19 protein-coding genes are annotated in these 24402 nt (G+C 62.4%); 16 read left to right on the top strand and 3 right to left on the bottom strand.

Features of this window, described 5'->3' with window-relative positions; all coding sequences use genetic code 11:
• Nucleotides 1-2 precede the first annotated feature (2 nt).
• The 11 genes from ACZ5U1_RS06120 (at nucleotide 3) to ligA (ending at nucleotide 14259) form a co-directional block, all read left to right on the top strand.
• On the top strand, nucleotides 3-239 hold the full coding sequence (locus ACZ5U1_RS06120) for a tautomerase family protein (protein ID WP_464779812.1): 237 nt from the start codon (nucleotides 3-5) through the stop codon (nucleotides 237-239).
• A 197-nt stretch (nucleotides 240-436) separates the two neighbouring features.
• A complete protein-coding gene (locus ACZ5U1_RS06115) occupies nucleotides 437-1093 on the top strand; it encodes a DUF448 domain-containing protein (RefSeq protein WP_464779811.1) in 657 nt (218 codons plus the stop codon).
• A 69-nt stretch (nucleotides 1094-1162) separates the two neighbouring features.
• Nucleotides 1163-3748, top strand: a complete 2586-nt coding sequence (infB, locus tag ACZ5U1_RS06110) for a translation initiation factor IF-2 (protein WP_464779810.1) — start codon at nucleotides 1163-1165, stop codon at nucleotides 3746-3748.
• A gap of 207 nt (nucleotides 3749-3955) precedes the next feature.
• On the top strand, nucleotides 3956-4354 hold the full coding sequence (gene rbfA / locus ACZ5U1_RS06105; protein WP_464779809.1) for a 30S ribosome-binding factor RbfA: 399 nt from the start codon (nucleotides 3956-3958) through the stop codon (nucleotides 4352-4354).
• 17 nt (nucleotides 4355-4371) lie between these two features.
• Nucleotides 4372-5379: a tRNA pseudouridine(55) synthase TruB gene (gene truB, locus ACZ5U1_RS06100; RefSeq protein WP_464779808.1), complete on the top strand. Its 1008-nt coding sequence runs from the start codon at nucleotides 4372-4374 to the stop codon at nucleotides 5377-5379.
• Nucleotides 5380-5398: 19 nt separating this feature from the next.
• Nucleotides 5399-5668 (top strand): 30S ribosomal protein S15, encoded by a 270-nt coding sequence (gene rpsO, locus ACZ5U1_RS06095; protein WP_022681215.1) that lies wholly within the window; start codon nucleotides 5399-5401, stop codon nucleotides 5666-5668.
• A 270-nt stretch (nucleotides 5669-5938) separates the two neighbouring features.
• A complete protein-coding gene (gene pnp / locus ACZ5U1_RS06090; protein ID WP_464779807.1) occupies nucleotides 5939-8269 on the top strand; it encodes a polyribonucleotide nucleotidyltransferase in 2331 nt (776 codons plus the stop codon).
• Nucleotides 8270-8415: 146 nt separating this feature from the next.
• Nucleotides 8416-9432 (top strand): sensor histidine kinase, encoded by a 1017-nt coding sequence (locus ACZ5U1_RS06085; protein ID WP_464779806.1) that lies wholly within the window; start codon nucleotides 8416-8418, stop codon nucleotides 9430-9432.
• 67 nt (nucleotides 9433-9499) lie between these two features.
• On the top strand, nucleotides 9500-10285 hold the full coding sequence (locus ACZ5U1_RS06080) for an outer membrane protein assembly factor BamD (protein WP_196226413.1): 786 nt from the start codon (nucleotides 9500-9502) through the stop codon (nucleotides 10283-10285).
• 107 nt (nucleotides 10286-10392) lie between these two features.
• Complete coding sequence (recN, locus tag ACZ5U1_RS06075; RefSeq protein ID WP_464779805.1) at nucleotides 10393-12054, top strand: DNA repair protein RecN; 1662 nt, start codon at nucleotides 10393-10395, stop codon at nucleotides 12052-12054.
• Nucleotides 12055-12114: 60 nt separating this feature from the next.
• Nucleotides 12115-14259 carry an NAD-dependent DNA ligase LigA gene (gene ligA / locus ACZ5U1_RS06070; protein ID WP_464779804.1) on the top strand — a complete coding sequence of 715 codons (2145 nt, stop codon included), beginning with the start codon at nucleotides 12115-12117 and terminating at the stop codon, nucleotides 14257-14259.
• Nucleotides 14260-14453: 194 nt separating this feature from the next.
• Here ligA and yghU read toward each other — a convergent pair whose 3' ends face one another.
• Entirely contained in the window at nucleotides 14454-15329 is an 876-nt protein-coding gene (gene yghU, locus ACZ5U1_RS06065; RefSeq protein WP_464779979.1) for a glutathione-dependent disulfide-bond oxidoreductase, read from the bottom strand.
• Nucleotides 15330-15715: 386 nt separating this feature from the next.
• Between yghU and groES the strand changes: the two genes are divergently transcribed.
• The 3 genes from groES to ACZ5U1_RS06050 all read left to right on the top strand — a co-directional run bounded on the left by groES (nucleotide 15716) and on the right by ACZ5U1_RS06050 (nucleotide 20251).
• Nucleotides 15716-16003: a co-chaperone GroES gene (groES, locus tag ACZ5U1_RS06060; RefSeq protein ID WP_167302842.1), complete on the top strand. Its 288-nt coding sequence runs from the start codon at nucleotides 15716-15718 to the stop codon at nucleotides 16001-16003.
• Between the two features lie 101 nt (nucleotides 16004-16104).
• Entirely contained in the window at nucleotides 16105-17751 is a 1647-nt protein-coding gene (gene groL / locus ACZ5U1_RS06055) for a chaperonin GroEL (RefSeq protein ID WP_464779803.1), read from the top strand.
• Nucleotides 17752-18259: 508 nt separating this feature from the next.
• The gene (locus ACZ5U1_RS06050) at nucleotides 18260-20251 is read left to right on the top strand and encodes a putative bifunctional diguanylate cyclase/phosphodiesterase (protein WP_464779978.1); all 1992 of its coding nucleotides are present in this window, start codon (nucleotides 18260-18262) and stop codon (nucleotides 20249-20251) included.
• A gap of 3 nt (nucleotides 20252-20254) precedes the next feature.
• Here ACZ5U1_RS06050 and ACZ5U1_RS06045 read toward each other — a convergent pair whose 3' ends face one another.
• On the bottom strand, nucleotides 20255-21211 hold the full coding sequence (locus ACZ5U1_RS06045; protein WP_464779802.1) for a crotonase/enoyl-CoA hydratase family protein: 957 nt from the start codon (nucleotides 21209-21211) through the stop codon (nucleotides 20255-20257).
• A 238-nt stretch (nucleotides 21212-21449) separates the two neighbouring features.
• Here ACZ5U1_RS06045 and ACZ5U1_RS06040 point away from each other — a divergent pair, with 238 nt between their 5' ends.
• Together ACZ5U1_RS06040 and tgt are read left to right on the top strand one after the other, a co-directional pair.
• Nucleotides 21450-21629 (top strand): hypothetical protein, encoded by a 180-nt coding sequence (locus ACZ5U1_RS06040; protein WP_449471859.1) that lies wholly within the window; start codon nucleotides 21450-21452, stop codon nucleotides 21627-21629.
• Nucleotides 21630-21690: 61 nt separating this feature from the next.
• Nucleotides 21691-22821, top strand: a complete 1131-nt coding sequence (tgt, locus tag ACZ5U1_RS06035; protein WP_464779801.1) for a tRNA guanosine(34) transglycosylase Tgt — start codon at nucleotides 21691-21693, stop codon at nucleotides 22819-22821.
• Between the two features lie 3 nt (nucleotides 22822-22824).
• Here the strand turns inward: tgt and ACZ5U1_RS06030 are convergent, their stop codons facing one another.
• Nucleotides 22825-24375 carry a sensor histidine kinase gene (locus ACZ5U1_RS06030; protein ID WP_464779800.1) on the bottom strand — a complete coding sequence of 517 codons (1551 nt, stop codon included), beginning with the start codon at nucleotides 24373-24375 and terminating at the stop codon, nucleotides 22825-22827.
• Nucleotides 24376-24402 lie beyond the last annotated feature (27 nt).

The raw sequence follows: 24402 nt of genomic DNA, 5'->3' as shown, positions 1-24402 counted from the left end.
CCATGCCTTTCGTCGATATCCGTCTGGCCGGAAACGCCACCCGTGAGCAGAAGGCAGCGATCGTTGCCGACGTCACTCAGTCGCTCGTCGAGCGGCTGGGGAAACCGGCTTCTGCCGTGCAGGTGGTGATTTCCGAAATCTCGACGGAGAATTATGGGTCGGGCGGACAGCTGATTGCTGATCGCGCGGCTGCCTCCAACCCTGGGGAGGACGCCAATGCCGCGGTCACTTCCCGATGAGAGGCTGACGCCAACATCTAGCGCTGCCCTATCAATCCCCCCTCCCGCAAGCGGGAGGGGCAGGGGGTGGGCACGATTGCGTAGCAATCGCCAGAAAGCTCGGTACGCAGGCATAGGAACGCGCTTCGCACGACCCATTCTTGCCCAGAGTCACGCGCCTCGTGGCGGTCCATCCTTTAACGGGAGGGGCTAAAGTCATGACTGAGCGTAAATGCATCCTCTCAGGCGATCGCGCCGACCCGGATACACTGATCCGCCTCGCCGTCGGTCCAGAAGGTCAAGTGCTGCCCGACATCCGAGCCAAGGCTCCGGGCCGTGGCGCGTGGATTGGCATTCCGCGCGCTGAGCTTGAGCAGGCGCTTGCCAAGGGTAAGCTGAAGGGTGCACTCGCGCGCGCCTTCAAGACCGGCGACTTGCAGATTCCCGACAATCTTCCCGCCCTGATCGAAGATGGCCTGCGCAAGGCTTTGCTGGATCGCCTGGGGCTGGAGGCGAAGGCGTCCATGGTCCTCACCGGATCGGAAAAGATCGACGTCGCCTGCCGTCAGGCCAAGGTTCAACTGCTGCTCCACGCCAGTGATGCTGCCGCCGACGGCAATCGAAAACTCGATCAGGCGCTGCGCGTCGGACAAGAGGCGGAAGGCACCGAATTGGCGGGCGTCGTCTTGCCTGTGGACCGACAGGCCCTATCTATGGCAATGGGGCGGGACAATGTCGTCCATATCGCAGTGACCGACTCGCGTGCCGCGTCGCGTCTGCGTACGGCCATCGGCCGCTTGGAAAGCTATCTGGGTTGCGCTACCGAGGCGCCCGTGCATGGGGAGCATGACTCCGCCGGTGCGCTGGGCGCCTGAGGCCGCACATGAATAAGGCGCCGACGGGCCTTGCCGGTCGGATGTAAGTGAAGGGTACAGTTCAGTCGTATGAGTGACAGCAAGGAAGACAAGCCGGTTCTGGGCCGCAAGCCGCTGGGCATCAAGCGGACCGTTGAATCCGGCCAGGTGCAGCAGCAGTTCAGCCATGGCCGCAAGAATACGGTCGTGGTTGAGGTGAAGCGGCGCCGCATTCTGGGCAAGCCGGGCGAAGCCGGTGCGCCTGCGGCTGCGCCTCAGGCTGATCTCGCCCCGGCGCCCGCCGCAGCGGCCCCCGCGCCTCAGCCGCAGGCTCGCGCGCCTCAGCCTGCTGCGCCCGTGCGCCCCGCTCCGCCGCAGAGCCTGATGTCACGTCAGGAATTGCAGGCGAAGCTGCTGCGCGAGGCGGAGGAAGCTCGCATGACCGCGTTGGAAGATGCGCGTCGCCGCGAAGACGCTCAGCGTAATGCCGCGAGCGAGGATGAAAAGCGTCGCGCCGAGGAAAATCGTCTGGCTGCGGAAGCTGCTGAGGCCGAAGCCGCGCGCCGTGCCGAAGAAGAAGCCAAGGCCGCCGAGCAGCAGCCCGAGCCTGAGGCTCCTGCGGCGCCTGTTGCCGAGGAAAGCCCCGAAGCGCGTCCCGCTGCCGCTCCGGCCGCGACCGCTTCGGCTGCGCCGCCGCCGCGCCGCTTCACACCTGTTACCCCGATCAAGCGCCCCGAACCTGCCAAGCCGGATCGGGCCAAGCGTGCGGGCGAGGACAATCGCCGCCAGTCGGGCAAGCTGACCGTCACCCGTGCGCTCGCGGACGATGATAGCGCTCGTGCCCGCTCGCTCGCCGCATTGAAGCGTGCCCGCGAAAAGGAACGTCGCGCCCATTATGCCGGTGGCGCGCAGCAACGTGAAAAGCAGGTCCGCGACGTTGTGGTGCCCGAAAGCATCACGGTGCAGGAACTCGCCAACCGTATGGCCGAAAAGGGCGCGGACCTGGTGAAGGCCCTGTTCAAGATGGGTACGGCGGTCACGCTCAACCAGCCGATCGATCAGGATACGGCGGAGCTGCTGGTCGAGGAATTCGGCCACCGCATCCAGCGCGTGTCAGACGCCGACGTTGAAATCGGCATCGAAGGCGAAGTCGATGCGGCAGAAACGCTGAAGCCGCGCGCGCCGGTCGTGACGATCATGGGCCATGTCGATCATGGCAAGACATCGCTGCTTGACGCGCTGCGCGGGACCGATGTGGTCGCGGGCGAAAGCGGCGGCATCACCCAGCATATCGGTGCCTATCAGGTGACGACCAAGGGTGGCGACGTCATCACTTTCCTCGACACGCCGGGCCATGAGGCTTTCTCGGAAATGCGCGCTCGCGGTGCGAACGTCACCGACATCGTCATCCTGGTGGTCGCGGCCGATGACGGGCTGATGCCGCAGACGATCGAGGCGATCAACCACACCAAGGCGTCGGGCGTTCCGATGATCGTCGCGATCAACAAGTGCGACAAGCCGGAAGCCAATCCGCAGAAGGTGCGCGAGCGTCTGCTGAGCGAGGAAATCGTTGTTGAGGATATGGGCGGTGACGTTCAGGACGTGGAGGTTTCGGCGCTCAAGAAGACCGGCCTTGATGAACTGATCGAGAAGATCCTGCTCCAAGCCGAAGTCATGGAACTGGGCGCCAACCCCGATCGCGCTGCCGAAGGCAATGTGATCGAGGCGCAGCTCGACAAGGGCCGTGGCGCGGTTGCAACCGTGCTGGTGCGCAAGGGTACGCTGAAGGTCGGCGACACGTTCGTCATCGGCGCCGAAAGCGGCAAGGTGCGCGCTCTGATCAACGACAAGGGTCAGAATGTGAAGGTCGCAGGGCCATCGACCCCGGTCGAGGTGCTGGGGCTTTCCGGTGTGCCTCTGGCGGGCGATCAACTTACGGTCGTCGAGAATGAGGCTCGCGCTCGCGAAGTCGCCGCCTATCGTCAGGAACAGGCGACCAAGAAGCGCACCACCAGCGCCCCGACCAGCTTTGAACATATGTTCTCCGCGTTGAATACGACCGTCATCGAATATCCGGTGGTGGTGAAGGGCGACGTGCAGGGTTCGGTGGAAGCGATCGTGTCGTCGCTCAACCGTATCTCGACCGACGAGATCAAGGTTCGCATCCTGCATTCGGGTGTCGGCGCGATCACCGAAAGCGACGTCACGCTTGCCGCTGCCAGCCGTGCGCCGCTGATCGGCTTCAACGTCCGCCCCAATGCCAAGGCGCGTCAGCTGGCGGAGCGCGAGAAAATCTCGCTGCGCTATTATGACGTGATCTATGATCTGCTTGAGGAAGTTCGCGGCGAAATGGCGGGTCAGCTGGCCCCCGAACGCATCGAAACCATCGTCGGCCGTGCCGAGGTGCTTCAGGTGTTCCCGGCGGGCAAGAAGGACAAGGCGGCTGGTCTGCTCGTCCTCGACGGCATCATCCGCAAGGGGCTCAATGCGCGCCTCACCCGCGACGATGTCATCGTGTCGCGCACCAACATCGCCTCGCTCCGTCGCTTCAAGGACGATGTGTCCGAAGTCCGCGCGGGCATGGAGTGCGGTGCGGTGTTGCAGGATACGAACGACATCAAGGCTGGCGATACGCTGGAACTGTTCGAGGTCGAGGAACGCGCCCGGACGTTGTGATCCGATAAAGTCCCCCTCCCGCAAGCGGGAGGGGTCAGGGGTGGGCGCGAGCAACGCGAGCTTCCGACCTGGCTCCTGAGCGATTGCTAACGCAGTCGCGCCCACCCCTGGTTCGGGTAAACAGCGCCCCGCGCTGTTTAGGTCAAGCCGGGGGCTTGACCGACCCGAAACACTCTCCCGCCTGAGGGAGGGGGGAGATTTAGGCTAATGGCCCAACAACCCGAAGGCCCCTCCGTCCGCCTCCTCCGCGTGGGTGAACAGGTGCGCCATGTCTTGTCCGACATTCTCCAGCGCGGGGATGTGCATGACGATGTTCTCGCCAAGCATGTCGTCAGCGTGACCGAAGTGCGCATGTCGCCTGACTTGCGGCATGCCACCGTGTTCGTGAAGTCGCTGCTCGGGCAGGACGAGGAGGCGGTGCTGAAGGCGCTGCGCACCAACACCGCCTATCTCCAGCGCGAGGTGGCTCACCGCATCCGCCTGAAATATGCGGCCAAGCTCAAATTCCTGGCGGACGAGAGCTTTGACGAGGGTAGCCATATCGACAAGCTGCTGCGTGATCCCAAAGTCGCGCAGGATCTTGAACAGTCGGATGGTGAGGGCTGACGCGCTGCGTTGATCCCATGCACGGCTGGATCATCCTCGATAAACCGCATGGGCTTGGCTCGACGCAGGCGGTCAGCGCGGTCAAGCGCGCCCTTCGCCAAAGTGGCGCTGGCAAGTGGAAGGTTGGCCATGGGGGCACGCTCGATCCGCTCGCTACCGGCGTGCTGCCGATCGCAGTGGGCGAAGCGACGAAGCTGGCCGGGCGGATGCTCGACAGCGATAAGATATATGATTTCACGATAGCATTTGGTACGCAGACGGACACGCTGGACCTTGAAGGAAAGGTGATTGTGGAGAGCGACGTGCTGCCTACGCTTGTGGAAGCGGAAGCGGTGCTGCCCCGCTTCACCGGCCCGATCGAACAGGCGCCGCCCGCCTATTCCGCGATCCTGATCGACGGGCAAAGAGCCTATGATCTTGCGCGCGCTGGGCAGGATGTTGAGATGAAGACGCGCAATGTGACTATATCCTCTCTCCGGATACGGGGAGAGGATAGCGAAGCTTGCTCGCAAAGCGGGCTAGCGCAGCTTGGAGAGGGGCAGGGTGCGCCAAACCCCTCTCCAACTCCGGCTAGGCAGCACGCTGCCAAGCCTGCGTATCCTCTCCCCCTCCCGGGAGAGAGGATCAGCCAAATCACCCTGCGCGCCCATGTTTCCAAGGGCACCTACATCCGATCCCTCGCCCGTGACATCGCGCTCGCCCTCGGCACCGTCGGCCACGTCACCATGCTCCGCCGGGTGAAAGCAGGCCCGTTCACCCTGGAATCGGCTATTTCGCTGGACAAATTGGACGAAGCTGCTAGGGGCGGCGGCTTCGGTGGTCTTATGCTGCCGTTGACCGCAGGGCTGGACGACATCCCGGCTCTTGCAGTCTCTCCCGACGACGCGCTGGCTCTCCGACAGGGGAAGGTGCTTGTGGGGAAACCGCATACCGGTCTCATGCTGGCGATGGAGGGCGATACGCCCGTCGCGCTGGTGGAGTCCAGTGGCCCGGAAATCCGGGTGGTGCGCGGCTTCAATCTCTAGATGTTACGAAAGGAAGCCGATGTCGATTACTGCTGAGCGCAAGGAAGCGCTGATCAAGGAACATGCCCGCGCCGAAGGCGATACCGGTTCGCCGGAAGTCCAGGTTGCGATCCTTTCGGAGCGCATTTCGAACCTGACCGAGCATTTCAAGGGTCACCACAAGGATAACCACAGCCGTCGCGGCCTGCTGATGCTGGTCAACAAGCGTCGTTCGCTGCTGGACTATCTGAAGAAGAAGGATGGGGCGCGGTATACCGACCTCATCGCCAAGCTGGGCCTGCGCAAGTAAGCCTGCTATAGAAGGGACGGCCCCCGCGCGGGGCCGTTTCTGATTCTGACAACATGGCTCCGGGCAATCCGGCACGGCGTCATGATTCGGGGGGTATTCCCCCACACCGTTCGCCCTGAGTTAGTCGAAGGGCACTCTTTTTTGAAGAGAAGGGAAGGGCTTCGACAAGCTCAGCCCGAACGGAGGAGAGGTAAGGCTCTCCATTCATGGGCCATCGGCCCACCAAAGGCCCCGCCCGGCAATAGGGCCAGGCGGGCGAAGGAAAATATTATGTTCGATGTAAAGAAGGTATCAATCGAGCTGGGCGGCAAGACCCTCACGCTCGAAACCGGCCGTATTGCGCGTCAGGCCGACGCCGCCGTGCTGGCGACCTATGGCGAAACCGTGGTGCTGTGCGCCGTGACCGCCGCCAAGTCGGTGAAGGAAGGACAGGACTTCTTCCCGCTGACCGTCCATTATCAGGAAAAATATTCCGCCGCCGGTCGCATTCCGGGTGGCTTCTTCAAGCGTGAGCGCGGCGCGACCGAAAAGGAAACGCTGACCAGCCGCCTGATCGACCGTCCGATCCGCCCGCTCTTCCCCGAAGGTTTCTACAACGAAATCAACGTCATCGCCCAGGTGCTGTCGTTCGATGGCGAGAGCGAGCCCGATATCGTCGCGATGATCGCCGCTTCAGCTGCGCTGACCCTTTCGGGCGTGCCCTTCATGGGTCCGATCGGCGCGGCCCGCGTCGGTTACAAGGATGGCGAATATCAGCTGAACCCGTCGATGGACGAGGTGAAGACCGGCGAACTCGACCTGGTCGTCGCCGCCACCGGCAACGCCGTGATGATGGTCGAATCCGAAGCCAAGGAGCTTTCGGAAGACGTCATGCTCGGCGCCGTGCTGTTCGCCCATGAAGCGAGCAAGAAGGTCGTCGACGCGATCATCCAGCTGGCTGAAAAGGCCGCGAAGGATCCGTGGGAAGTCGCCAAGGGCGAGGACCTGGATGACCTGAAGAAGAAGCTCAAGAAGCTGATCGGCAAGGACATCACGGCCGCCTACAAGCTGACCGACAAGTCGGCCCGCTCGAACGCGATCAACGAAGCGCGTGCCAAGGCGAAGGCGTTCTTCACTGAGGAAGGTCTCGACGCCCAGACCGTCATGGCCGGCATCAAGCTGACCAAGAAGCTGGAATCGGAAATCGTGCGCGGCGCCATCATCAAGGATGGCAAGCGCATCGATGGCCGCACCACCACGCAGATCCGCCCGATCGAAGCGATGGTCGGCTTCCTGCCGCGCACCCATGGTTCGGCGCTGTTCACCCGCGGTGAAACGCAGGCCATCTGCACCACCACGCTCGGCACCAAGGACGCCGAGCAGATGATCGACGGCCTCAACGGCGTCTATTATGAAAACTTCATGCTGCACTATAACTTCCCGCCCTATTCGGTCGGTGAAGTCGGCCGCTTCGGCGCGCCGGGCCGTCGCGAAGTCGGCCATGGTAAGCTCGCATGGCGTGCGCTGCACCCCGTGCTGCCCAGCAAGGACGAGTTCCCCTACACCATCCGCGTTCTGTCGGACATCACCGAGTCCAACGGCTCGTCTTCGATGGCGACGGTTTGCGGTGGTTCGCTGTCGATGATGGACGCAGGCGTTCCGCTGAAGCGTCCGGTGTCGGGCATCGCCATGGGCCTGATCCTCGACGGCAAGGACTTCGCTGTCCTGTCCGACATCCTCGGTGACGAAGATCATCTCGGCGACATGGACTTCAAGGTGGCGGGCACGGAAGCGGGCATCACCACCATGCAGATGGACATCAAGGTTGCCGGTATCACGCAGGAAATCTTCGAAGTCGCCCTGCGTCAGGCGAAGGAAGGCCGCGCCCACATCCTGGGTGAAATGAACAAGGCCCTGTCCTCGACCCGCACCGAGCTGTCGGCGCATGCTCCGCGCATCGAGACGATCCAGATCGACAAGTCGAAGATCCGCGACGTCATCGGCACCGGCGGCAAGGTCATCCGTGAGATCGTCGCGGAAACCGGCGCCAAGGTCGACATCGACGACGAGGGCATCATCAAGATCAGCTCGTCCGACATCGACCAGATCGAAGCCGCCAAGAAGTGGATCCTCGGCATCGTCGAGGAAGCGGAAGTCGGCAAGATCTACAACGGCAAGGTCGTCAACATCGTCGACTTCGGTGCGTTCGTGAACTTCATGGGTGGCAAGGACGGTCTCGTCCACGTTTCCGAAATGAAGAATGAGCGCGTCGAAAAGCCGACCGACGTCGTGTCGGAAGGCCAGGAAGTGAAGGTCAAGGTCCTGGAGATCGACCCGCGCGGCAAGGTTCGCCTGTCGATGCGCGTCGTCGATCAGGAAACCGGCGAAGAGCTGGAGGACACCCGTCCTCCGCGCGAACCCCGCGAGCCCCGTGGTGATCGTGGCGATCGCGGCGACCGTGGCCGTGGTCCGCGCCGTGACGGCGGCGACCGTGGCGGCCGTGGAGGTGATCGCGGTGGCGATCGCGGCCCGCGTCGCGACCGTGGTCCGCGCAGCGAAGGCCGGGGTGGCGATGATGACGGCTCCAACGCCGGTCTGCCCGACTTCCTGACCCAGGACTGATCAGTTCCCAGACCATCAGGTTAAGCGAAATGAGAAGGGCGCCCCCACCGGGCGCCCTTTTTCGTTGGAGGCCGAATTATTTGATCTCAATCAATTGGAGATGGCCGAACTTCTGTTACTGTACGGCGCAATTTCAGGGGGATTAGATGCAGCGTACCAATGAAAGGTTCGTCGAGCGCCTTCCTCTTGTGCTTCGACGGCCGTTATATGCTTATGTCGTCTCGGCCCTGTTTTGCGGTGCCGCTTTTGTCCTTAGGCTGACGGCGCAAGGTTTTCTGCCGATCGGCTATCCTTTCGTATCCTTCTTTCCAGCTGTCATCCTTTCGACCTTTTTATTCGGGCTGCGTCCCGGGATATTTGCGGGAATAATTTGCGGGATCTTGTCCTGGTATTTCTTCATCCCGGCGGGTTCGGGCGGCAGCCTTGATAGCGGCGTCATCCTCGCCCTTATTTTCTATGCGGTCGTGATCGGCATCGACATCGCACTGATTCATCTGATGCAGCGTGCCAATTTCAATCTTGCCGTGGAACGGGAACGCAGCCGTACGCTGGCGGAAAACCGGGAGCTTCTGTTCCATGAATTGCAGCATCGCGTTTCCAACAATCTGCAAGTGGTTGCGGCCATGCTGTCATTGCAGAGGCGCCATGTAGAAGATGAGTCGGCGAGCAGGGCGTTGGACGATGCCGCCAGCCGCCTGGCCCTGATCGGCAGGATCAGCCGCGCGCTTTATGATCCGGCAGAGGACGGGCAGGACCTTCATGCCTTTCTGACGCGGCTGACGGCGGATGTGCTGGAGGCGAGCGGGCGGGATGACATTCGCGTTACCGTCAGCGCTCCACCGGGCCTGACGCTGGAATCCCATGTCGCCGTGCCGCTGGCGCTGATCGTGGCGGAGGCGGTGAGCAATGCCATTGAGCATGGCTTGCCCAATCGTGGCGGAACGATTGACGTATCACTGGAGGATTCGAGCGGGACGCTGTCGCTGAAGATCGCTGATGATGGCGATGGCCTCTCTCCTGATTTCGAGATCGAGAAGGGCAATTCCATCGGCCTGCGCATTGCAAGCGCGCTGGCGAGCCAGCTCAGCGGCCAGTTCGGCCTGCACGCGCGGCCGGAAGGCGGCGCCATCGTCCGGTTGGACCTGCCTGCGCAGGCGCGTTGAGAGCCTGAAGCGTCCGCACGCTATTCTGCCGCTTGGCGAGTGCCATTCGCTCCGCTATGACCCGGCCATGCTGACGAAAACCATGACGCGCATTGGCGCTGCTACCGCCCCGGTTCTGCTTGCCGCCTTGCTCGCCGGCTGCGCCACGTCGAAGAACAAGGCCGACACTCAATATGTCGCCCGCGACGTGTCCACGCTTTACAATGCGGGCAAATACCGGCTCGATCGCGGGCAGTATAAGATGGCCGCCGCCCTGTTTGACGAGGTGGAACGCCAGCATCCCTATTCCCCCTGGGCGCGCCGGGCGCAGCTCATGTCCGCGTTCAGCTATTATATGAACAAGGATTATAGTGAATCGATCGCGGCGTCGCAGCGCTTTCTGGCGATTCATACCGGCAACAAGGACGCGCCCTACGCCTATTATCTGATCGCACTCTGCTATTATGAGCAGATCGCCGACGTCACCCGCGACCAGAAGATCACGCAGCAATCGCTGGATTCGCTGGGTGAACTGATCCGCCGCTATCCCGATACCCGTTATGCCGCCGATGCGCGGTTGAAGCTGGACTTGGTCAACGATCACCTCGCGGGCAAGGAGATGGAAGTCGGCCGTTTCTACCAGCGTCGTGGGCAGTGGTTGGCGGCGACGCTGCGCTTCCGCGTAGTCATCGACAAATATCAGACGACCACCCACACGCCCGAGGCGCTGGAGCGTCTGGTCGAAAGCTATCTCTCGCTCGGCATTCCGGAGGAAGCGCAGAAGGCTGCGGCTGTTTTGGGCAAGAACTATCCCGGCTCCAAATGGTATGAGCGTAGCTACAAGCTCATGCGGGAACATGGCGCGAAGGCCTGATCGAATGGCTTCGTCATCCCAGCGGAAGCTGGGATCTCAGGTGATCGGGCACGGCATAGAGGCACGAGACCCCAGCTTCCGCTGGGGTGACGACTGACGGGGTCGTCATGCTGACCAATCTTTCCATCCGCAACGTCGTCCTGATCGAGGCGCTGGACTTGGAGTTCGGCACGGGCCTTGGCGTGCTGACGGGGGAAACCGGCGCGGGCAAATCCATCCTCCTTGATTCGCTGGGGCTGGCGCTGGGGGCGAGGGCTGACAGCGGCCTCGTCCGCAGCGGAGAGGCGCAGGCCAGCGTTACCGCGACCTTCGACATTCCCCGCGCTGATCACAGGGCAGCTGAACTTCTCGGCAGCAATGGCATCGAACTTGATGCGGGCGAACCGCTCATCATTCGCCGCACGCTGAAGGCTGACGGGGGAAGCCGCGCGTTCGTCAATGATCAGGCCTGTTCCGCCGCCTTGTTGCGCGACCTGGGCGGCACGCTGGTCGAGATACATGGGCAGCATGACGATCGCGGGCTGCTCAATCCGCGTGGGCATCGTCAGTTGCTGGACGTCTATGGCCGTTGCGACAGCGCGTCGGTGGCATTTGCCTACTCTGCCTGGCGCGCGGCGGCGGATCGGTTGGCCGAAAGTCGCGCGGCGGTCGAGGTGGCGGCGCGGGATCGCGACTATCTGACCCATGCCGTTGAAGAGTTGGCGCGTTTTGGCCCCGAACCCGGTGAGGAAGCGGCGCTGGCCGAAGAGCGCGCGACCATGCAAAAGGGCGCGCGGCTGTCCGATGACCTGTCGACGGTGACGGAGTGCCTCACCGGGTCGGATGGTGGGTTGGCGCAGTTGCGGCAGGCGGCGCGGCGGCTTGACCGCATGGTGGGTGAATATGAGCCGCTTGCCGAAGTGCTCGCCGCCCTCGACCGGGCGGTGATTGAGGCGGGCGAGGCAGAGGACCGGCTGGCCAAGGTAGCGGATGCGCTCAGCTTCGATCCGGCGCGGTTGGACGCGATCGAAACGCGGCTGTTCGACCTGCGCGGATTGGCGCGTAAGCATCAGGTCGCCGCAGATGACCTTGCCGCCCTACGCGACGATATGTCGGCAAAGCTGGCCGCCATCGAGGGCGGAGAGGAGCATATCGCCGCGCTGGAAGCGGAGGTCGCGGCCAGCGCGACCGCCTATCGCGAGGCGGCACAGACGCTCTCCGCCCAGCGCAAGGACGCCGCCGCCCGTCTCGATGCCGCCGTGGCGGCGGAACTCGCGCCGCTGAAGCTCGACGCCGCGCGCTTCCGCACCACCGTCGCCGCGCTCGATGAGGGGCAGTGGAGCGCGCAAGGCATGGACCGGGTGGAGTTCGAGATTTCCACCAACCCCGGCGCTCCCTTCGCGCCTTTGGTCAAGATCGCATCGGGCGGCGAACTTTCCCGCTTCATCCTCGCGCTCAAGGTCGCGCTGGCGGAGCGGGGCGGGGCGGACACGCTGATCTTTGACGAGATTGACCGGGGCGTCGGCGGCGCGGTGGCGTCGGCGATCGGCGACCGTCTGGCGCGGCTGGCGCGGAGCAACCAGATACTCGTTGTTACCCACAGCCCGCAGGTGGCCGCGCGCGGCGCTGGCCATATGCTGATCGCCAAGGCCAGTGACGGCACCGTAACCCGCACTGGCGTCCATGCGCTGAGCGATGGTGAGCGGCGCGAGGAGATTGCCCGCATGCTCTCCGGCGCGGAGATCACCGCCGAGGCAAGGGCACAGGCGGAGCGGCTGCTGGAAGTCTGAACTGCTACGAGCCAATGATCGGTTCTCGACAAGCCCGCCCTGAACGGGGATGGAGCAGATATGAGTGACTCGATCGACCCGACCCTGATGACTGAAGCGCAAGCCGCCAATCGCCTGATGCGGCTGGCCAGAGAGATTGCGCGGCACAATCGCCTCTACCATGATCAGGATCAGCCCGAGATCACGGACGCCGCCTATGACGCGCTGATCCGCGAAAATAATGCGCTGGAGGCTGCCTATCCGCAGCTCGTCCGCGCGGATTCGCCCAATGCGCAGGTCGGTGCCGCGCCGACTTCGGGGTTGAAGAAGGTCCCGCATGCGGTCCGCATGATGAGCCTCGACAACGGCTTTTCGGACGAGGACATTGCCGAGTTCCTTGCCCGCGTCCGCCGCTTCCTCGCGCTGCCGGATGGCGAGCCCGTCGCGCTGACAGCTGAGCCGAAGATCGACGGTCTGTCCTGTTCGCTCCGCTATGAAAAGGGCGAGCTACGCCTCGCCGCGACCCGTGGTGACGGCATGACGGGCGAGGATGTGACCGCCAATGTGCGCCACATCGGCGACATTCCCGACCGCCTGACCGGCGACGACGTACCCGACCTATTCGAGGTCCGGGGTGAGGTTTATATGGCGAAGGCGGACTTCGTCGCGCTCAATCAGCGCCTGCTCGCGGAGGCCGATGACCCGGAAAAGGCGCGGCAGTTCGCCAACCCTCGCAACGCTGCGGCGGGATCGCTGCGGCAGAAGGACGCCGCCGTCACCGCCAGCCGCCCGCTGCGCTTTCTCGCTCACGGGTGGGGCGAGGCGAGCAGCCTTCCGGCGGAGACTCAGCTTGGCGCGATGCAGGCAATCGCGCGCTGGGGCCTGCCGGTGTCGGACATGCTGACCTGCGTCGATACGCTCGACGCCTTGATCGCACATTATTGGGGCATCGAAGCTGCGCGCGCCGACCTTCCGTTCGACATCGATGGGGTGGTCTACAAGGTCGACCGGCTCGATTGGCAACAGCGGCTGGGCTTTGTTGCCAAGGCGCCGCGCTGGGCCATCGCGCATAAATTCCCGGCGGAACGGGCGCAGACCACCTTGGAGGCGATCGACATTCAGGTTGGTCGGACGGGCAAGCTGACCCCGGTCGGGCGGCTCACCCCCGTGACGGTGGGGGGCGTGGTGGTGTCGAACGTGACGCTGCACAATGCCGACGAGATCGAGCGCCTGGGTGTGCGGCCGGGCGACCGGATCGTGGTGCAGCGTGCGGGCGACGTCATCCCGCAGGTAGTGGACAATCTGACCCGCGACGAAGCGCGTCCCGCTTTCCTTTTCCCCGATCATTGCCCGGTATGCGGGTCGGAGGCCGTGCGCGAAGAGGGCGAAGTCGATATCCGCTGCACCGGCGGGCTGATCTGCGGCGCGCAACGGTTCGAACGGCTCCGCCATTTCGTCAGCCGTGGTGCGCTCGACATTGAGGGGCTGGGCGAGAAGACCATTCAGGAATTTCTCGACCTTGGATGGATCACCGAACCGGCTGACATCTTCCGCCTCAAACAGCATCGCGCCGCGTTGCTCGGACGGGAGGGATGGAAGGAAAAGTCCGTCGATAACCTGTTCGCTGCGATTGAGGCGAAGCGTGCCCCGGACGCCGCGCGCCTGCTTTTCGGCCTTGGCATTCGGCACATTGGCGCGGTCACCGCTCGCGACCTGCTGAAACGCTATACGAGCCTGCCCGGCGTCAGGGCGCTGGCAGAGGACATCATCGCCTTACGCGATGCCACCATCTGCGCCGAGGGTGAGGAGGAAGCACGCTTCCGCAATCGGCTGGACAAGGCGATCGCGGAGATGATCGGCGTTGAAAATGTCGGCTCTGCCGTCGGCCATGCCCTCGCCGACTTCTTCCACGAACCGCATAATCGGGAGGCGTGGGACGACCTGCTGTCCGAAGTGTCGCCGCCTGACTATGTTGTTGAAACCACCGCCAGCGCGGTGACGGGCAAGACGGTGGTCTTCACCGGCAAGCTCGAAACCATGAGCCGGGATGAGGCCAAGGCACAGGCCGAGCGCCTGGGCGCCAAGGCCGCCGGGTCGGTCAGCGCCAAGACGGACCTGGTGGTCGCTGGCCCCGGCGCGGGATCGAAGCTGAAACAGGCGGCGGGCCTGGGGATTCCCGTGATCGACGAAGCCGCTTGGGCCGAAATCGTGAAGGCGGCGGGGTAGGGGCGACGCTCCGTCGGATCTACACTACGTCCGTTCGTTTCGAGCGCAGTCGAGAAACGCTGTGCATTCGAGCGGCGTGTAGCAATTAATTGTTGCCGCCGCGCGCCCCGCTTCTCGACTGCGCTCGAAGCGAACGGATCAGAGATAAATCATTTTATTCCAGCTATCAGTTTCAAATGCGGGGCGACAAAGCTCTATCGACCCGCCACCTGAACCTTATCCTGAGTCTTCGTATCGAAATCGCTCGCATCGTGCCGTTCCCGAAGCTGTTCCTCCAGCGGCCCATTCGCCCGGTTCACGATCCGGCCGCGCTTCACGGCAGGGCGCGCGTCGATCTGCTTCGCCCAACGCTGCACATTGGCATAGCTCTGCACGTCCAGAAATTCGCCCGCGCCCACATAGGTTCGGTCAAGTGCCACCCCACCATACCAGGGCCAGATCGCGATATCCGCGATCGTAAATTCATCGCCGGCGATATATTCCTGCTCACCAAGCTGGCGGTCCAGCACGTCGAACTGCCGCTTCACCTCCATCGCATAGCGGTCGATGGCATATTCGATCTTTTCAGGCGCATAGGCGAAGAAATGGCCAAAGCCACCGCCCAACAGGGGTGCGCTGCCCATCTGCCAGAACAGCCAGGACAGGGTCGCGGTACGCTTCGCCGGGTCCGTGGGCAGGAACGCGCCAAACTTCTCGGCCAGATAGACCAGGATGGCGCCGGACTCGAACACCCGCTGCGGCGGTGAAACGCTGTGGTCCATCAGGGCAGGGATTTTGCTGTTCGGATTGACCGAGACAAATCCGCTGCCGAACTGGTCGCCCTCGCTGATGTTGATGAGCCAGGCGTCATATTCGGCGCTCGGATGGCCCGCCGCCAGCAACTCCTCCAGCATGATCGTGACCTTTTGCCCGTTGGGCGTGCCGAGTGAGTAGAGTTGCAGCGGGTGCTTCCCAACCGGCAGTTCCTTGTCGTGGGTCGCGCCCGCGATCGGCCGGTTTATGTTGGCAAAGGCACCGCCATTATCCTTGTCCCATGTCCAGACGCGAGGCGGAGTATAGCTTTCAATCATTTGGCAAAATGCTCCCATGGGGATGTCGTCCCGCAAGTAGGGAGCATCATCCTGTGCCGCAACGGTCGGGCTCAAGGGAAACGGCTTGGACACGCCAACGGTCGCAACAATCCCGCGCATTGGCGCTGCGTGGATGACAAATGGCCGCCCAACGCGCACAAGGCGTACGCTTTCCGTTCGTGACGGGAGGCATAAAAAATCTGCATCCATCTCTTGACCGGCAATTTCATCGCTCCATATTCCGCGACGCTGGCACTCTTCAAAAGAGAGTGCTAACAGCACCTGGTTCATACGGGAGAAGGAACGGCGTTCAGCAGATTCGCGGATAGGGAAATCCCCGCGATTGAACGTCCGACCCAACCCAATAGAGGGAAAGGCAACTCAACATGGCATTTCGTCCGTTGCATGACCGCGTTCTCGTTCGCCGCGTAGAAGCGGAAGAAAAGACTGCCGGTGGCATCATCATCCCCGACACCGCCAAGGAAAAGCCGCAGGAAGGCGAAGTCGTTTCCGTCGGCACCGGCTCCAAGGCCGAAGACGGCAAGGTGACCCCGCTGGACGTCAAGGCTGGCGACCGCATCCTGTTCGGCAAGTGGTCGGGCACCGAGGTCAAGGTCGACGGTGAAGACCTGCTGATCATGAAGGAATCGGACATTCTCGGCGTCGTCGCGTAAAGCTGCGAACCGGATAGTCATTCCATTTTTTCGCGGATTTCAGCCATCAAGAATGGTGTGAACTTCGCAAATTTTACAATCTTTGAGGAAGGTAAAAGATCATGGCAGCGAAGGACGTAAAGTTTTCGCGTGACGCTCGTGAGCGCATCCTGCGCGGCGTCGACATCCTGGCCGACGCGGTCAAGGTGACCCTGGGTCCCAAGGGCCGCAACGTCGTCATCGACAAGAGCTTCGGCGCTCCCCGCATCACCAAGGACGGCGTCAGCGTCGCCAAGGAGATCGAACTGAAGGACAAGTTCGAGAATATGGGTGCGCAGATGGTCCGCGAAGTCGCTTCGAAGACCAACGACGTTGCCGGTGACGGCACCACCACCGCGACCGTTCTGGCCCAGGCCATCGTTCGCGAAGGCATGAAGTCGGTTGCCGCCGGCATGAACCCGATGGACCTGAAGCGCGGCATCGATCTTGCCGTTGCCAAGGTTGTCGAGGACCTCAAGGGCCGTTCCAAGCCGGTTGCTGGCACGAAGGAAATCGCCCAGGTCGGCATCATTTCGGCTAATGGCGACACCGTCGTTGGCGAAAAGATCGCCGAAGCGATGGAGCGCGTCGGCAAGGAAGGCGTGATCACCGTCGAGGAAGCCAAGGGCCTCGAATTCGAGCTGGACGTCGTTGAAGGCATGCAGTTCGACCGCGGCTACCTGTCGCCCTACTTCGTGACCAATCCGGAAAAGATGGCAGTCGAACTGGCTGATCCGTACATCCTGATCCACGAAAAGAAGCTGTCGAACCTTCAGTCGATCCTGCCGATCCTCGAAGCGGTTGTTCAGTCGGGCCGTCCCCTGCTGATCATCGCGGAAGACATCGAAGGCGAAGCGCTGGCGACCCTGGTCGTCAACAAGCTGCGCGGTGGCCTGAAGGTCGCTGCGGTCAAGGCGCCTGGCTTCGGCGACCGTCGCAAGGCCATGCTGGAAGACATCGCCGTCCTGACCAAGGGCGAAGTGATCTCCGAAGACCTCGGCATCAAGCTTGAGAACGTTACCCTCGGCATGCTCGGCACCGCCAAGCGCGTCACCATCGACAAGGACAACACCACCATCGTCGATGGCGCCGGTGATGCCGAAGCGATCAAGGGCCGCACCGAGCAGATCCGCGCTCAGATCGAGACCACCACGTCCGACTATGACCGTGAAAAGCTGCAGGAGCGTCTGGCCAAGCTGGCTGGCGGCGTTGCCGTCATCAAGGTTGGCGGTGCTTCGGAAGTCGAAGTCAAGGAGCGCAAGGACCGCGTCGACGACGCGCTGCACGCAACCCGCGCAGCCGTTGAAGAAGGCATCGTCCCCGGTGGCGGTACGGCTCTGCTGTACGCGACCAAGGCTCTTGACGGCCTGAAGGGCGTGAACGACGACCAGACCCGTGGTATCGACATCATCCGCAAGGCCATCGAAGCGCCGCTGCGCCAGATCGCCCAGAATGCGGGCGTCGATGGTGCGGTTGTCGCTGGCAACCTGCTGCGCGAAAATGACGAGACCCAGGGCTTCAACGCCGCGACCGACACCTATGAGAACCTTGTCGTCGCTGGCGTCATCGATCCCACCAAGGTCGTTCGTGCGGCCCTGCAGGACGCGGCCTCGGTCGCCGGTCTGCTGATCACCACCGAAGCGTGCATCGCCGAAACGCCCGCCGACGACAAGGCGCCGATGGGCATGCCGGGCGGCGGCATGGGTGGCATGGGCGGCATGGACTTCTAAGTCCTTCGCTCACGCGAAAACGAGAAGGGCCGGTGGAGCGATCCACCGGCCTTTTTCTTTGAGGGCTGCGGGAGCGAGGAGCTTGCAGGCCCTATGGCGTGGGCGATGCTATTGAAAGCTGGCATCTCCGGCGGGAGGCATGGCGCAATTTCGTGACATATTGGGGCATCATGCCTCAAATCGGCACAGCCTCCTATTTCCGTTCGCCCTGAGCCTGTCGAAGGGTTCCGTTTCTTTTCAAGAAGAAGAGGGCTTCGACAAGCTCAGCCCGAACGGGGAGGGTAATTCGGATAAAAGCTATGCTGCTCCAGCTTGCACAGGAGGGCTGGCGGGGTTGCTCTACCGAGCATTCTATAGGGAAGTCTGAAGGTTAAGCGGCCGGACAAGGCGGCGGCAAATGAACGGGGCAGCCCCACGCCCGACAGCCGCGCGATAGCTCCATTTCGGGCATCTTCCTGCGCCGGAATTTACCAAATAGAAATCATGTTTGGCCAAAGATGACGGAGACGTGTCACGCCTCTTCCTTCATTGGAGCGCAAAATTGCGCGCGCATCTCGCGCCCGATACTCAGCAGAGCGCTGAGGTCCAGGACAGCCTTGTTCAATCGCTCTACGCCTCGCCCAAATCGCTGATGATCGGCGCGCTGGCCGGCGGAGCGCTCAGTTTCGTCGTCGCCGTCCATGCTGGCCGCGCCGAAATCACCACGATCGCGGCGTTGATTTTCCTGGTCGCGGTGAGCCGGTCGGTCTCGGCTGTCTATTTTCTGCGGCAGCTGGCTGATCATCAAGGACCCACGCAGCAAATCTGGGGCCTTGCCTATGAATTGGGCGCGTGGGGCTATGCGGCACTGCTTGGTCTGCTTGCCTTTGCCACGCTGGTCCTTACCGGCGACGCGTCGTTGCATATATTGAGCGTGACGCTGGTGGCGGCCTATTCAGGCGGCATCGCGGGGCGCAATGCGGGCCGAATCCATATCGCGGTCGGCCAAACCTGTTTCGCGCTGCTGCCAACGTCCCTTGGTCTCTGCATCGCGGGGGGGCTTGGCTATTGGGTTCTGGCGACCATGCTGTTCCTGATGATCTTCGCCATGGCTGAGATCACGCGCACCACGCACAGAATCGTCGTGGAGGCATTGCAGGGCAATTATGAAAAGTCGCAGCTGGCGACGAAGTTCGAGCGGCTGGCGCGATTCGACAGCCTGACCGGGGTCGAAAACCGCATGGCGATGCAGATGCGCTTGCGGGAATTGTTCGACAAGCGTCAGTCCGATCAGGACCCGATGGCCGTGTTCTGGATGGACTTGGACCGGTTCAAGGAGATCAACGATTCGCTCGGCCATATCATTGGCGATCAGCTGCTCTGCACGGTAGCTGCCCGGCTTTCGCATGCGCTTGATAGCCGTGGCCATGTCGCGCGCTTTGGCGGTGACGAATTTATCGTGATCTGCCCCGGCGCGGATCGCTCCATTGCCGAGCAGATCGCCCGTGACGTGATGACAGAGTTCAGCCACGACTTCGACGTCAGCGGCTATCATCTGACGGTCACCGCATCGATGGGCATTGCGGTTGCGCCCGATGACGGGCGCGATAGCGAAGAACTGCTCCAGCACGCCGACATGGCTCTGTATGAGGCGAAACGCACCGGGCGGAACCGCCATGCGCAGTTCGATTGGTCGATGAAAGAGCGGCAAAACCGGACCTATGAGCTGGAAATGGCGCTGCGCAGCGCCATGGCGAATGGCGAGCTGCTGCTGCATTATCAGCCGATCTTTGACACCGTCACCGGCAAGATCGCCATCTGCGAAGCGTTGATGCGGTGGGATCACCCGACCATGGGCCGGATTTCGCCGACCGAATTCATACCGGTCGCCGAAAGCAGCTCCCTGATCGAACCGATCACCGCATGGGCGCTGGAGCAGGCGTGCCGTGACGCCATGTTGTGGGACGATCATGTCCGCGTTGCCGTCAACATCTCGCCCGCGCTGATCAAGAGCGACGGGCTTCCGCGCGCTGTCATATCGGCGCTGATGGGATCGGGCCTGAAGGCCAAACGGCTGGAACTGGAAGTGACGGAGTCCATCTTCCTGGAAGATAGTGGCCGGACCAGCCTCATCCTGTCGGAGCTTCAGCGTATCGGGTTGCGGCTGGCCCTTGATGATTTTGGAACGGGCTATTCATCGCTCGGCTATCTGCGCGACTATTCCTTCGACACGCTGAAGGTCGATCAGAGCTTCATGCGCAGCGTGGGTGAAAAGGGTCGGGACCGCGCGATCGCCCAGTCGGTCGCCTATCTGGCCCATTCGCTGGACGTCGAAACGGTGGCCGAAGGCATCGAGACCGAAGACCAGCTGCGTTATGCGCGTGAGATGGGCTTCACAAATGTGCAGGGTTTCGTGCTCAGCCGCCCCATGCCAGCCGAGGACCTGCTCAGGATGATGAGTGACATGCGGCGTGAGAAAAGCAACGTCGTCACGCTCATGCAGAGCCGCCGCCGCGCCTGACGGCTATTTGGTCAGGCGCGTCTGGGCCGAAGCAAGCCGACGCATCATGCGCAGGTCCTTGGGATCGAGCTTGAGCGCGGTTGCCGCCCAATTCTCCACAATGTCCTTAAGCTCGGCATAATCGAGCGGATCGACGCGGCGGCCAGCTTCGAACACGCCGACATGGCCCGCATGGTGCGGACGGTTGCCGGTGATATAGTCACGCACGGCCTGTTCGCCCTCTCCATCCTCGGCGAGGATGGTGACCACGCCCATGTCGTACATCTCTTCAGCGGTATAGACCTTGCCCGACAGGATCATGCGCTCCGCCATGCGACGGCCGAGCTTACGGGCCAGAATGGAATAGGCGCCCATGCCGGGGAAGAGGCCGAAGAGCATTTCGGGCAGGCCGAAGCGAGCGCTCCGTTCCGCCACGACGACGTCGAAGCAGAGAAGCGCCTCGAAGCCGCCGCCAAGTGCATCGCCCTGCGCCAATGCGATGGAGATCAGCGGCATGTCAGCATTGCGCCAGGCGCGATGGACAACGTCGATGCAGGCATGGCCATATTTGACGAGGCCGGGCAGGTCGCCCCGCTCGATGCAGCCAGCAAACAGCTCAAGGTCGCCGCCAAGGTTGAAAACGCCCGGAAAACGTGAACCCAACACCATATATTTGAGCGGCAGAGCGCCTTCATCAAACAGCCGCTTGGCCTCTGTCTGCCAAAGCCGAATGTCGCGCAGCATCGGCAAACTGTAGTTTGGCCGATTCGCGGGGGTCATGAACGCCCATAATGTGTCGGTCGATTCTTCAAAGCTGACGTCGACCTGACCCAGGTCGAACAGCATCGAATGGCCGTTGTCGCGCGCCTGGGGCGCCGCTTCCGTAGCGGCAAATGGCTGAATGTTTTCGACATGCAGATGCATGGGCGAAGCGTCCTCCACCTCATCTCGTGCCGGATTAAACCGTCCGGAATCAATCATCTGTGCCCCCGCATTTCGATATATGCTGAGGAAAACAATATTGTCAGACCTATGCAACCGCCGCGAACCCGAAGAGTGGGTCATTAACCCTTTTTCTTGCCGACTGTTGCCTCTAAGTAGCAGAAATGACGCGATCCCTATGGTTAACGTTGCATTAATGCAACAAATGCCGTTAACCAATTTGCGGATGAAGATCGTCTCAGGGCTTTGTTAACCTTTATTAATTATGAAATGGTGCATGGACAGACATCGCACCGATCCACAGATTGTGACGCTCCTGCTTCATGATGAAGAGGGGACGAGTTGGACCCTTAACCTGGCGGCTGATTGCCTGTGCTTCATCGGCAATTACCGCCGTGTGGAGGGTTTCGACATCGATGCGATCGTGGCGTTCGACGGCCTGCGCAAGGCTGGTTGATCCCGCATAATTTTCAAAAAGCGGTTCCCACTTCTTCGCGCGATGTTCTAGAGCGCGCAGCGTGACTCAATCCCGCTTTTCTTTCGCTATCGCCGCAACGGACGGCAAGGCCCGCACGGGCACGATCCAGATGCGCCGGGGGGAGATCAGAACCCCCGCCTTCATGCCGGTGGGCACCGCCGCGACCGTAAAGGCCATGCGACCCGCCGAGGTCCGCGCGACTGGCGCCGACATCATCTTGGGCAATACCTATCATCTGATGCTGCGTCCCGGCGCCGAGCGTGTGGCAAGGCTGGGCGGGCTGCATGGCTTCATGGGATGGGACCGGCCGATCCTGACGGACAGCGGCGGTTATCAAGTGATGAGCCTGTCCGCGCTCACGAAGATGAGCGAGGAGGGGGTGGCCTTCGCCAGTCATATCGACGGGTCACGTCACATGCTGACGCCCGAACGCTCGATGGAGATTCAGCGCCTGCTCGACAGCGACATCGTCATGGCGTTCGACGAATGCACGAAAAATGGCTGCACTCACGACGAAGCCGCGCACAGCATGGAGCGGTCGATGCGCTGGGCGAAGCGATCGCGCGAGGGCTTTGACGTGGGCGGCGAGCATGCCGAGCGCGCGGCGCTGTTCGGCATCCAGCAGGGGTCGCTTGACGAAAATCTCCGGCGTATTTCGGCGCAGAAGCTGATCGAGATCGGCTTCGACGGCTATGCTGTCGGCGGCCTGGCGGTCGGGGAGGGGCAGGAGGCGATGTTCGGCTGCCTCGACTATGCGCCCGATATGCTGCCGCAGGATAAGCCCCGCTACCTGATGGGGGTAGGGAAGCCCGATGACATTGTGGGAGCCGTGGAACGCGGGATCGACATGTTCGATTGCGTCCTGCCGACGCGCAGTGGGCGTAATGGGCAAGCGTTTACCTGGGCAGGCCCGCTCAATATTCGCAACGCCCGCTTTGCCGAGGATCTGTCGCCGCTCGATCCGCGCTGCACCTGCCCGGTTTGCGCAACATGGAGCCGCGCCTATCTGCATCATCTGGTAAAGGCCGGAGAAATGCTGGGCGCGATGCTGATGACCCAGCATAATATCCACTTCTACCAGTCACTGATGCAGGCGATCCGCGACAATATCGCGCAAGGCCGGTTCGCTGCCTTCGCGGCGGATTTCCGGCGCGACTATCAGCGGGTCTGATGATCAGGGAATGACGGTGATGGCGATGGCATAGTCGCCAGCGACCGGATCATGATCCAGCGGAGCGCGTAGCTGGCGGGAAAGGCCCGTCAGTACCCGGCCATAACGTTCCTCGATCCGTTCGCCCATCGCATCCGAAGCGCGCAAGGCCGGGGAACTGACGTGAAGGACCGCGCGGTCGTCCCGTCCGGATTCGAGCTGCACCGTTATGCGCATGCCCGTCTTGGGATCGGACAGCATCGCCAATTCCACCAGTTCGGTCAGCAGGAAGGCGATAGGCACGGCGACGTCCTGACTGATGTGCAGATTGTCGCTGTCGATCTGGATGCCGAACCGACGCGCTTCGGCTGGAGCAGTGCCGCGCAGGCTGGCGGACAATTCGCTGACCAGTGACCGCACGCCAACGCCGCGATGCTCCTCCAATTCCGCATAATGATTGCGATGCACGACCGACAATGCATCGACGCGCCGCTGGATGGAGGCATAGGCCTCCACGGCTTCAGGCTCGTGCGCGGCGCGAGCATGCAGGCTGATGAGGCTGGCGATGATCTGGAGGTTGTTCTTGACGCGATGATGCACCTCCCGCGTCAATTTACGCTGGGTTTCCAGCCCCTCGGCCATCTCGGCCTCGTGCGTCGCGACATCCTCGCTGATTTCGCGGAAGGTTTCGCCCAGCGCCACGATTTCCTGCGCGGGGGTGCGTATGCGGCGCATCGGCTCCAGCACTTCGCCGGGATGATAGGCCGCCACTGTGCGGCGAAGCAGCACGAGCGGGCGGATAAGCAGCCGGTTAACCACGAACCAGCCAATCGCCGCCGCCGCGAACCACATCACCAGCGGCAGGAACAGCGAAAGCATGCGCGCAAGCGTGACCGGCGGATCGCGCAAGGTCATGGTGAGCAGGATGTCCGGCGGATCAAGCCGCGCGGACAGGCTGGTGCTTTTGCCCCGCAGATTGCCTGTTGGACGACTGACCACCAGAAGCTGATCGCCCTGCTGCAAGCTCAACTGACGGTTCTGGAGCGCGGTGGTCGGGCTGGCGATCGTTTCCAGATAGGAGCGCGAATAATAGGCGATTGCCGCCACCTGCCGGTTGTCGCTGACCACGCGGCTGACGAGATAGCCCGACGCTGGCAGCAGGAGCGCCGGGGCCGTGTGAAAACGTGCCGCCTTGGTCAGGCCGTGCGGTTCTGGCTGGGACGATCCGCAGATGCGGCGACCCTTTCGATCGTAGATATAATATCGGCCGCCTTCCCGGTCGTGGGACGTCAGGAAGAGCGACAGCCGCTGGCACATTTCCGGCCCCTCGCTGCCGGTGGACAGCGCGTTGGCGGTAAGCATCAACGCCGTTCGATCCGAAGCGAGGTCTTCGGTCAACTTGCGAGCGCTCTGCGTCACCGACACCCGAAGCAGCGCTTCCTTTTCCAGGTCTGACGTTCGGATGGCCTGCAACGACGCGACAAGGGCGATAAGGCCCAGCGGCAGTAGCGCGAGCGTCAGGATGAGGAACATCTTGACGCCGGTGGACTGGATCAGGCTGTTCAAGTTACGCATGAGCAATCAACTGGCTGGGACGTGACT

Source organism: Sphingobium sp. TomTYG72, assembly GCF_055394715.1.
Note: the sequence above shows the minus strand (reverse complement) of the source record. Positions and strands in the feature narration are given on the sequence as shown.